This window comes from Streptomyces sp. AB3(2024) (genome assembly GCF_041862025.1).
Taxonomy (GTDB): domain Bacteria; phylum Actinomycetota; class Actinomycetes; order Streptomycetales; family Streptomycetaceae; genus Streptomyces.
Genome location: NZ_JBGWAB010000115.1, coordinates 17,595 through 27,377, shown reverse-complemented (window position 1 = coordinate 27,377; position 9,783 = coordinate 17,595). Strand labels below are relative to the sequence as shown.

The following is a 9,783-nucleotide window of genomic DNA, read 5'->3' as shown; positions in this document are numbered from 1 at the left end:
GCACCGCCCAGGCTCGGGCACCGCCCAGGCTCGGGCACCGCCCAGGCTCGGGCACCGCCCAGGCTCGGGCACCGCCCAGGCTCGGGCACCGCCCAGGCTCGGGCACCGCCCAGGCTCGGGCACCGCCCGGGCTCGGGCACCGCCCGGGCTCGGGCACCGCCCGGGCTCGGGCACCGCCCGGGCTCGGGCACCGCCCGGGCTCGGGCACCGCCCAGAGGGCGAGTGCCCGCCCGGGGCCTCGGCATCCTCTTCGGGCTGGCGTACGACTGCGTCGGCGGGACGCTCGGCCGCCCGCTCGCGCGCAGTCCGCGGGTGGCGGCCCGGCAGCGCCGGGCGGTCGGCGGGGTACACCTGACGCCGGGTCTGACGCGGCCCTGCCCGCCGCGCCCCGAGCGCGCCGGGGCCGCTTCGCTCCCGGCCGGGGCCGACTGCCGAGATCCGGCCAATGTGTTCCCGGCCGGTGACGGTACGGCAGGAGGGTCCGACAGACCGGAAGTCGCCCCCTGTGCCGCCGCCGTGCCGCCTCCACGGGCCGGGGCGGCCTGGTGCGCGTACCCGTACCGGACCCGCACCCGGACCGCGCCGGACCGTTCGACGAGCCCCCGTCACCCGTGCGGCGGAACCCCCACCGCGTCCGGATTTCGATGTACCGGTGCCCGTCCGGCCGGGCCACCGGCCCCCGCTTCCTTGCGGCCGGATGGCGATCGTGTGACAGCAGGGGCCATGGACATGACCTGAGTGGCCAGGGGTGAATACGGTCGGACGACCAGACCCGAACCGATCTGCCTCCCCTACCCCTTGGAGCTCTTCGTGCGCCGCAAAGTCATCGCCCCGAGCGTGCTCGCCGCCTCCCTGCTGCTGGTGATCCCGGCGTCGGCGGCCGGCGCCGGTCCGGGTGCCCCGGGTATCGGCGACCCCTACTACCCGGCCAGCGGGAACGGCGGGTACGACGTCTCCCACTACGACCTGCGCCTGCAGTACCAGCCGAAGACCGACCTCCTGGAGGGCACGGCCACCCTCCTGGCCACCGCCAAGCAGGACCTGTCCCGCTTCAACCTGGACTTCGGCCTCAAGGTCAGCGAGATCCGCGTCAACGGGGTCAAGGCGAAGTTCGCCACCTCCGGGACCCAGGAGCTGGAGGTCACCCCGGCCCAGCCGCTGCAGAAGGGCAAGGAGGCCTCCGTCGTCGTCAAGTACTCCGGCAAGCCCTCGGAGTACAAGGTCGACGGCTGGTCCGCCTGGCAGCGCACCCCGGACGGCGGCATCGCGGCGCAGGAGCCCGACTCGGCGGCCTGGTGGTTCCCGAGCAACGACCACCCGCTGGACAAGGCCACCTTCGACGTGTCGGTCAACGTCCCGGACGGCACCCAGGCCATCAGCAACGGCGTGCTCCAGTCCCAGAGCTCCAGGCTGGGCTGGACCCGCTACAACTGGCGTTCCAACAAGCCTCAGGCCACCTACCTGGCCACCCTCGCGGTCGGCAAGTTCGACATCACCACCGACAAGACCGCGAGCGGCCTGCCCGTCCTGAACGCCTACAGCAAGGACCTCGGCGACAACGCGGGCGCGGCGCGCGCGAGCGTGGAGCGGACCACCGAGGTCGCGGAGTGGCTGGAGGGGGTCTTCGGCCCGTACCCGTTCAACGCGCTCGGCGGCTACGTACCGAACGTGCCCTCCGGTTTCGCCCTGGAGACGCAGACGCGGCCGTTCTACAGCCCGCGCCAGTTCGCCAACGGGGCGAACGTCTCGGTGGTCGTGCACGAGCTGGCCCACCAGTGGTACGGCGACAGCGTGTCGGTCGACAACTGGAAGGACATCTGGGTCAACGAGGGCTTCGCCCGCTACAGCCAGTGGCTGTGGTCGGAGAAGGAGGGCGAGGGCACCGCCCAGGAGCTCGCCGACTGGACGTACGCCTCCCGTCCGGCCGAGGACCCGTTCTGGCAGGTCAAGCCGGGTGACCCGGGTGCCGAGAACCAGTTCCACGGGGCCGTGTACGACCGCGGCGCCATCGCGATCCAGGCGCTGCGCAACGAGATCGGCGACGAGAAGTTCTTCAAGATCCTCAAGGGCTGGCCGACCGAGCGCGCCTACGGGAACGCCAAGGTCGGGGACTTCGTCCGGTACGCGGAGAAGATCTCGGGCAAGCCGCTCGCCCAGCTCTTCGAGACCTGGCTGTACACCCCGGGCAAGCCCGCCTTCGGCGCCCCCACCGCCAAGCCGGGCGCCCGCTCCCTGGCCCCGGCGAAGCCGGCCGAGGAACCGAAGTCCTGGAAGAAGATCGTCGCGACGAACGACATCCACGAGCACTGATCCGGCCCGGGAACGGACGCGCGCGCCGGTGCCCCCTCAGCGGGTGCCGGCGCGCCGTCGTGCGCGGGCGGCGCGGGCGAGCGGCAGGTAGCGCAGCCGCTCGGGCAGGAGCGGTACGAGGATCCGCAGGGCCGTACTCATCCGCCGGAGCCGGCGCTCCTGCCCGGGGGTCCACTCCAGGCCGAGGACGGCCCGCGCGTCGGGCGGCATGAACCCGACGGTGACGAAGGCCCGGAAGCGCAGGTAGGCGGTCCGCAGCAGCGGCCAGGAGACCCGCAGCAGCAGCCCGGCGACCGGGGAGGCGAGCTCGGGGCGGGGCAGGTCCGCGTCGGTGGCGAGCAGCTCGCGGGCCACCTTGGTGGGCTCGATCTCCTCGGCCAGCATCCGCCGGTAGTACGGCCAGAACTCCTCGACCGTCTGTGGCATGTCCCGGTCGCGGAGCCCGAGGATCCGGCCCACCTGGAGCCACTCGCGGTAGAGCAGGCGTTCCTGGGCCGGGGTGATGCGGCGGAAGAGGTAGCGCCCGGAGTACAGGGCGATGGGGAAGCCGGTGGCGTGCACCCAGGCGTAACAGGCCGGGTCGAGGGAGTGGTAGCGGCGCCCGCGGGTGTCGGTGCCCTGGATCTCCTTGTGCAGCCGGCGCACCCGGCGGCCCTCGGCGGCGGCCTCGTCCCCGCCGTACACCCACAGCTGGACGGAGCGCAGTGAGCGTTCGCCGCGTCCCCAGGGGTCGGTGCGGAATACGGAGTACTGGTCGACGCCGGCGCCGACGGCCGGGTGGGCGACCTGGAGGGTGAAGGCGGCGGGCAGGGTCAGCAGCGACCGGATGTCCCCGGCGGTGGTCCACAGCACTCCGCCGGGCGGGGGCGGCTCGGGGTCCCGCCCGCGTACGGCGGCCGCTCCGGTGGTGGCGTCCGTGCTCATCCCTGCTCCCCCGGTAGTGCCCCGCGCGCGTCGCGGTCCCTCCATTATCGCCGCCGCGGGGCCTGCGTCCCGCCCGGCCGGACCCGGCCCCACGTTGTCGTGGCCCGGACAGAAAGTCTTGTCGCAGGTGTTACCCCGAAGTAACCGCGGCTGCTTGGATGACGGCGTCGATCTTCCCCCGCAGGAATGACGGAGACCTTCATGCCGCTCACCCCGAACCGCCGCAACCGTGCCGCCGCCACGGCCGTCGCGGCGATCGCCGCCGGCACGCTGACCCTCACCACCGCCCCCGCGGCCACCGCCGCCGGGAACGGCACGACCCCCCGGCTCAGCGTCCTGACGTACAACACGTTCCTGATGAGCAAGAACCTGTACCCGAACTGGGGCCAGGACCACCGGGCTTCGGAGATCCCCAAGGCCTCCTTCTTCCAGGGCCACGACGTGGTGGTCCTCCAGGAGGCCTTCGACAACGGCGCCTCGGACGCGCTGAAGGCGAACGCGTCCGCGCAGTACCCGTACCAGACCCCCGTCGTGGGCCGCAGCAAGAGCGGCTGGGACGCGACGGGCGGCTCCTACTCCTCCACCACCCCGGAGGACGGCGGCGTCACGGTCCTCAGCAAGTGGCCGATCGTCCGCAAGGAGCAGGTGGTCTACAAGGACGCCTGCGGCGCCGACTGGTGGTCCAACAAGGGCTTCGCGTACGTGGTGCTGGACGTCAACGGCACCAAGGTGCACGTGGTCGGCACCCACGCCCAGTCCACCGACCCGGGCTGCGGCGCGGGCGAGGCGGCGGAGATGCGCGCCCGGCAGTTCCGGGCCATCGACGCCTTCCTGGACGCCAAGAACATCCCGGCGGCGGAACAGGTCATCGTGACCGGCGACATGAACGTCGACTCGCGCAGCCCCGAGTACGCGAGCATGCTCGCCAACGCCGACCTGGCCGACGCCGACAGCCGCACGGGCCACCCGTACTCCTTCGACACGGCGCTCAACTCGATCGCGAACTACCGCTACCCGACGGACCCCCGCGAGGACCTGGACTACGTCCTGTACCGCAAGGGCAACGCCCGCCCGGCGAACTGGAACAACAACGTGGTCACGGAACAGTCGGCCCCCTGGACGGTCTCCAGCTGGGGCACCTCGTACACCTACACCAACCTCTCGGACCACTACCCGCTCATCGGCTCCTGACGGAGCCCGGACGGCCACCCAGGCCGGGACCGACTCGACGCCCCCTCCCGCCTTCGGGCGGACGGGAGGGGGCGCTGTCGTGCGTCCGGGATCAATCCAGCGGTAGCGCCTGGTGCGCGGCCACGATGTCGTCGATGCGGCGCGCCAGGTCGAAATCGGCGGCCGTCAGCCGGTTCCCCGCGTCGTGCGTGGTGATCGAGGCGCGCAGGTGGTCAATGCGGAGGTCAAGATCGGCGTGGTGCTGAATGCGCCGGGACCGGTCGGCAATCGTCACGATGGCGGCCACCGCCGCGTGATAGCGAATCGGGTACGTCCGGGTGATCAGGTCGCCCACCTGGGCCCAGCCCGGAAGCCCGGCCAAGTGCTCGGCGATCTCCTCGTGCGTCATCGGCCTCGGCACACCCATGTCATACCCCCTCGGTCACGGGCGCCAGGATCTCTGCGAGGTCCCGGCCTACGGGGGCATCGTGCCACGGCCGCATGGCCCGCTCCAGAGTGGCCAGTTCGCGGCCGAGCGCTTCGTGGAGCACGGTCGCGGTGTCCTCCGGCGGCCGCCCGGGTGTACCAGGGGGCGCCGAGGAACCGTTCCCCCGTGCCCCTGGAGCGCGGCTGCGGCAGCCGGGCCGGAGGGGCGAGCTGATGGCCGTCCTGCACGAGGCGCGCGGCTGCGCCGAGGGCCGGGAGGGGCTCTGACGTGTATGCACCTCAGTCGAGTTCGGCGAGCATGTCCACCAGCGCCCTGCCCTCGTGAGCCCCCTGCCGCAGGAGGAGACCGCCCACCTTGTGAAGCTCACCCCAGGCATGCGGCCGGCCGATCTCGGAGGCATCGTCAATCACGCCGAGTGCCGTTGCCAGGGCTGTCTGCGCCTCCCCGGCACCCGCGTAGGCGTGGGCGAGGCAGGATCCATACCAAGCCCGGTCGCGGCGGAATTCCGGAGCGAACCCGATCAGCCCCTGCGTCAGATTCGCGATCGCGCTGTTCCAGTTCTTCAGGTGCAGGTCGGCCATGCCCCGCTGCGCCGCGAACCAGGACTCGCCGTAGAAGTAGAGCCACGGGGGTGCGTCCGTGGCGCTGGCGATGATCAACTGCGCCTCTTCCAGCCGACGGTAAGCCCCGTCCCCGTCGCCTTCGAGAGCGTGACCGCGGCCGATCATCTGTACGGCCATGGCCCGAGTGGCCTCACTCGCTCCGGCCGTGGACGCGGCGGCGTCACCCAGTCGGATGCAGCGGCGACCGTTGCCCTGGGACCAGGCCAGGTGCGCCTTCATGCTCATGGTCGTGGCGGCCATGTCGCCGTACCCGGATTCCAGCGCCCAGTCATAGGACCGGTCGAACCAGCCCAGCGCCACAGGCGCGTTGTCCTGATCCTGCGCCATCCACGCGAGGAACTGCGCATACTCGGCCATGATCTTGACGAGCCTGTCCGCGACTGGCCCCCGCGCCTGGTCGTAGAGTCCGGCAACTGCCTCGAACTGCGCCGCGACCACGGAGTTCATGACCCGCGAACCCAACGTGTCCTCGGCCCGCCGATGCTCCGCCAGAAGACGCTCCATCGCCGCGAGCGACGGCGCGTCCAGCCGCATGCCCGACGAGGTCACCTGACGTAGGCGCACGGCCTCCGGGTCAGCCACTACGCCGGGCAGGACGAGGGAGGGGAGTGGCATCTCCGGCTCGACGAGCCCCAGCAGTTCGGCAGGGACCCCGAGGCCCTCGATGATCCGCTGACGGACCTCTACGGAGGTCACCGCGCGCCTGCCGTTCTCGATCGCGGAAATATCGGACTGCGCCAGACCCACGACGGCACCCAGTTTGGTCTGGCTGCTGCGCGTCACCTTCCGCCAGGCTTTCAGCAACGCCGACCAGTCCTCCGCCGATGCAGCCGCCCGCAGTTCGGGGTGAACCCATACGTCCAGCGCAGACTCCATCCTCGAAATATAGGGCGGCCCTATAGGACGCGGCAGTGGATCCGCCCGGGAGGCACCCGACATGGTGATTTCACGCCGGGCGGCCGCCGGTACCCAGGGGCGCACCGGTCAGACAGTTCTGTTCCACCACCCGCTGCCGACGGTAGGGAGCATCACCATGCATTCCGGCGAGACGCAGATCGAGGAACTCCTCGGGCAGGCACTGGCCCCCTACTCGCAACGGCCCGACGCCGAGGGCGTCGCCCGTCTCACCGCCGAGTTGGTCGCGAGCGGGCAGGCCCTGTACGCCCAGGTCTCCGCAACCCCGCCCGGACGACGGACGGAGCGCGCCCACGCGGCCCTCACGGAGTGGTCGTACTTCGTCGATGCCGGCCCGCCGGGGCGGGGTGACCACGCGGCCTGGAACCACGCGCGCGTCCTGGCCCGCATCCTGCGGAACATGCTCGCGAGCATCGAGCGGCCGAGTCGGGCTCGGTGACCGAGCGCCTGCGGCAACTGCTGTACGTCCTGATCCTGCTCGGCGCGCTCGCCGTCATCGTCATCGGAACCCACTGATCCCGGCCGCATCCCGTCCAACCGAAAGGACAGCAGCATGACCACGCCCACCGCCCTGAAGCCGTCCGCCCACCACCTCCTCGCCGAGGAAGGATTCGCCCGGGTGGTCCACCTCGTACAACGCGACAACGACGGCGTCGAGGAGGCATTCGCCGTCCGCATCGTCGACGAGGCTCTGAACTTCGTGGCCGCCGCGACCCGGGCCACGGGACGGCACCTGCGACCGTCCAAGCCGGTCGACCTCGGATGGCACGCCCTCATCCTCCACACGGCCATGTACCGGGAGCTGTGCACAGAGGGTGGATCCGCCTGCGCCGCCCCGCCCGAGGCCTGACCCGCCCGGCCCGATCCCACTACAGTCGACTACGTTCCGGAAGGAAGGAGTTACGGTGAGCGAAGGTTCTGAAGGGCCCCGCGTGTGGGTCGATCCTCGGTTCCGTGAGGTGGTGGCCGGTTGGGGTTCACACCAGGTCGTGAGACGTCCGGGAGGGCGTCCACGCCGCGTTTGCCCGCATGGATCCGGGGTGACTCTGATGGTGGATCTCGAAACGGCTGCGCCTCGAAACGTCGAGTGCGGCGCGCGCTTCTCGCCTGAGGCCTGAGTCATCGAACGCCGCCCCGGCCGACAATCTCCCTGTCGGCCGGGGTTCCCTGGTGCGGTGCGGTGCGGATCGGGCCGGGAGTTGCCCCCAAGCGGGCCCCCTCGGCGGGCGTGGGCTCAGTCGCGCAGCGGGCTGTCCGTGGGGAGTTCCCACCCCGTCAGCACGATCCGGGTGTCGGGTCCGTCCCCGACCCGGGCCGTCTGCGGGATCCTGGCCGGGACGAACCAGTCCGAGGGAGGGTGGTCCTCGTGCGGAGCGGGCTCGTAGGCGCCGAGGTGCCATTCGGGCGGTTCGGCCGCCGGGGGCGGGTCGGCCACGATCAGCCCGTCGAAGAAGCTCATGGGCCGATCGTGACACCCGCCACTGACAACCGGTCAGGGCCCGCGATACCTACCGCGGGGCCTCGTAGAGCTCCTCGATCAGGGGGCCGTACTTCTCCCGGACCACCCGTCGGCGCAGTTTCAGCGAGGGGGTCAACTCCCCCGTCTGCGGGCCCCATTCCTCGGCGAGCAGCCGGTAGCGCTTGATCTGCTCGGTGCGGTTGAGCCGGGCGTTGGCGGCGGCCACCGCGCGGGCCGTCTCCTCCAGGACGGCCGGGTGTTCGGCGAGCTCGGCCAGGGAGGCGGTCCCGATCCCCCGGGCGGCCGCCCAGGCCGGGGCCAGTTCGGGGTCCAGGACCAGCAGGGCGACCAGGTAGGAGCGGCCGTCGCCGTGGACGAGGGCCTGGCCGATCAGCGGGTGTTCCTTGACGGTGTTCTCCACCAGGGCCGGGGAGACGTTCTTGCCCGTCGAGGTGATGATCAGTTCCTTCTTGCGGTCGGTCAGCCACAGGAAGCCGTCCTCGTCGAGCCGGCCCACGTCCCCGGTGGGGAACCAGCCCTCGGCGTCGTGGGCGCTCTCGACCGTCCCGTCGGGGCGCAGGTAGCCGTCGAAGACGGTGGCCCCGCGGGTGAGGATCTCCCCGTCCTCGGCGATCCTCAGCTCCAGCCCCTCGATGGGCCGGCCGACCGAACCCAGCCGGAAGGCGTCCCGCCTGTTGACGGTGCACACGCCGGAGGTCTCCGTCAGCCCCCAGGCGTCCATGATCGTGATCCCCCAGCCCGCCCAGAAGCGGACCACGTCGATCGGCATCGGCGCGGTGGCGCTGGCCGTCCACACGAGCCGGTCCAGTCCGGCCATCCGGAGCAACGGGTCCAGCACCCGCTCCTTCGCCTCGGCGTACGAGGCTTCGAGCGCGGCCGGCACCTCCTCGCCGCGCTCCCGGTGGCCGGCGCCGGCGCGCGCCAGGGCGCAGGCCCCCTCGATGGCCCGCTGCTGCTCGTCGGGCAGCCCGGCGAGGACGGCCTTGACGGCGGCGGCGAGCTTCTCCCAGACCCGGGGGACCCCGAAGAACTGCACGGGGTGGCGTTCGCGGACCGCGGCGGCCACGGCGGTGGGGTCCGCGACCAGCCGGACGTGGGCCGCCCGCAGCAGCGGCAGGTAGATGCCGAGGATCCGCTCGGCGATGTGCGCGAAGGGCAGGTAGCAGAGGTGCTCGGCGTGTTCGGGCAGGTCCGTGTCGCGGTCGAGCCGCACCGACTGGAGCAGGATGTTGCGGTGGGTCAGCCGCACGCCCTTGGGGTCGCCGGTGGTGCCCGAGGTGTAGACGACGGTCAGCGGGTCCTCGGGGCGGATCTCGCGCCAGCCCTTCTCGAAGGCGTCGGCCCGGTGCAGCCGGGCACCGCTCGTCCGCACGGACGCGTACGCGGTGTGCGGACCCGCCTCGGCGGCCTCGGCGACCACCAGCCGCTCCAGGGGCGCCGTGGGGTCCCGCAGCAGCGGCTCCCAGCGGGCCAGCTCGCCGACGCCCTCGACGACCGCCACCCGGGCCCGGCTGTGGCGCGCTATGTGGGCGATCTGCTCGGGCGCCGAGGTTCCGTAGACGGTGACGGGGACGGCGCCGAGGTGGACGAGCGCCAGGTCGCTGAGCCAGTGTTCGGGCCGGTTTCCCATCATCAGCAGGACGTGCTCGCCGCGTTCGACGCCGAGGGCCGCGTAGCCCGCGGCGAGGACGGCGACCTCGTGGCGGACCTCGCTCCAGGTGAGGGTGCGCCAGTCGGCGGCCCCCTCGCGCCAGGAGAGGGCGGGCAGCTCGCCGTGTTCGGCGGCGTTGCGGACCAGCAGGGCGGGCAGGGTGAGTTCTTCGGGTCGTCCGGGCAGTCGCAGGTTCGTGGTCATGGGCAGCTCCTGGCCGTTTCACATCGTTGGTGCGACAGCAATACTGTTGAACCCAAGC

Annotated in this window: 10 protein-coding genes; 4 read left to right on the top strand and 6 right to left on the bottom strand. The window is 71.9% G+C overall.

Annotated features, from left to right (window positions below; genetic code table 11):
- Positions 1-810 precede the first annotated feature (810 nt).
- Positions 811-2,310 carry a M1 family metallopeptidase gene (locus ACEPPI_RS31940; RefSeq protein ID WP_373918746.1) on the top strand — a complete coding sequence of 500 codons (1,500 nt, stop codon included), beginning with the start codon at positions 811-813 and terminating at the stop codon, positions 2,308-2,310.
- A gap of 36 nt (positions 2,311-2,346) precedes the next feature.
- On the opposite strand, the gene ACEPPI_RS31935 is transcribed toward ACEPPI_RS31940, so the two are convergent.
- Positions 2,347-3,234, bottom strand: coding sequence for an oxygenase MpaB family protein (locus tag ACEPPI_RS31935; RefSeq protein WP_373918745.1), 888 nt, complete (start codon positions 3,232-3,234; stop codon positions 2,347-2,349).
- A gap of 201 nt (positions 3,235-3,435) precedes the next feature.
- Here ACEPPI_RS31935 and sph point away from each other — a divergent pair, with 201 nt between their 5' ends.
- Positions 3,436-4,425 (top strand): sphingomyelin phosphodiesterase, encoded by a 990-nt coding sequence (sph, locus tag ACEPPI_RS31930; protein WP_373918744.1) that lies wholly within the window; start codon positions 3,436-3,438, stop codon positions 4,423-4,425.
- 91 nt (positions 4,426-4,516) lie between these two features.
- Here the strand turns inward: sph and ACEPPI_RS31925 are convergent, their stop codons facing one another.
- From ACEPPI_RS31925 to ACEPPI_RS31915, 3 genes are all read right to left on the bottom strand, one after another.
- Positions 4,517-4,831, bottom strand: coding sequence for a 4a-hydroxytetrahydrobiopterin dehydratase (locus tag ACEPPI_RS31925; RefSeq protein ID WP_373918743.1), 315 nt, complete (start codon positions 4,829-4,831; stop codon positions 4,517-4,519).
- Between the two features lies 1 nt (position 4,832).
- Positions 4,833-4,955, bottom strand: coding sequence for a hypothetical protein (locus ACEPPI_RS31920; RefSeq protein ID WP_373918742.1), 123 nt, complete (start codon positions 4,953-4,955; stop codon positions 4,833-4,835).
- 175 nt (positions 4,956-5,130) lie between these two features.
- Entirely contained in the window at positions 5,131-6,351 is a 1,221-nt protein-coding gene (locus ACEPPI_RS31915; protein WP_373918741.1) for a helix-turn-helix domain-containing protein, read from the bottom strand.
- Between the two features lie 157 nt (positions 6,352-6,508).
- Here ACEPPI_RS31915 and ACEPPI_RS31910 point away from each other — a divergent pair, with 157 nt between their 5' ends.
- On the top strand, positions 6,509-6,829 hold the full coding sequence (locus tag ACEPPI_RS31910; protein WP_373918739.1) for a DUF6415 family natural product biosynthesis protein: 321 nt from the start codon (positions 6,509-6,511) through the stop codon (positions 6,827-6,829).
- A 114-nt stretch (positions 6,830-6,943) separates the two neighbouring features.
- Complete coding sequence (locus tag ACEPPI_RS31905; protein WP_373918738.1) at positions 6,944-7,240, top strand: hypothetical protein; 297 nt, start codon at positions 6,944-6,946, stop codon at positions 7,238-7,240.
- 384 nt (positions 7,241-7,624) lie between these two features.
- Here the strand turns inward: ACEPPI_RS31905 and ACEPPI_RS31900 are convergent, their stop codons facing one another.
- Positions 7,625-7,849 (bottom strand): hypothetical protein, encoded by a 225-nt coding sequence (locus tag ACEPPI_RS31900; protein ID WP_373918737.1) that lies wholly within the window; start codon positions 7,847-7,849, stop codon positions 7,625-7,627.
- Between the two features lie 49 nt (positions 7,850-7,898).
- The gene (locus ACEPPI_RS31895; protein WP_373918736.1) at positions 7,899-9,725 is read right to left on the bottom strand and encodes a long-chain fatty acid--CoA ligase; all 1,827 of its coding nucleotides are present in this window, start codon (positions 9,723-9,725) and stop codon (positions 7,899-7,901) included.
- Positions 9,726-9,783: the final 58 nt, after the last annotated feature.

Coding starts and splice junctions, on each gene's coding strand:
- ACEPPI_RS31935 (WP_373918745.1), bottom strand. CDS start 3,234: ATGAGCACGGACGCCACCACCGGAGCGGCCGCCGTACGCGGGCGGGAC.
- sph (WP_373918744.1), top strand. CDS start 3,436: ATGCCGCTCACCCCGAACCGCCGCAACCGTGCCGCCGCCACGGCCGTC.
- ACEPPI_RS31925 (WP_373918743.1), bottom strand. CDS start 4,831: ATGGGTGTGCCGAGGCCGATGACGCACGAGGAGATCGCCGAGCACTTG.
- ACEPPI_RS31915 (WP_373918741.1), bottom strand. CDS start 6,351: ATGGAGTCTGCGCTGGACGTATGGGTTCACCCCGAACTGCGGGCGGCT.
- ACEPPI_RS31910 (WP_373918739.1), top strand. CDS start 6,509: ATGCATTCCGGCGAGACGCAGATCGAGGAACTCCTCGGGCAGGCACTG.
- ACEPPI_RS31905 (WP_373918738.1), top strand. CDS start 6,944: ATGACCACGCCCACCGCCCTGAAGCCGTCCGCCCACCACCTCCTCGCC.
- ACEPPI_RS31900 (WP_373918737.1), bottom strand. CDS start 7,849: ATGAGCTTCTTCGACGGGCTGATCGTGGCCGACCCGCCCCCGGCGGCC.
- ACEPPI_RS31895 (WP_373918736.1), bottom strand. CDS start 9,725: ATGACCACGAACCTGCGACTGCCCGGACGACCCGAAGAACTCACCCTG.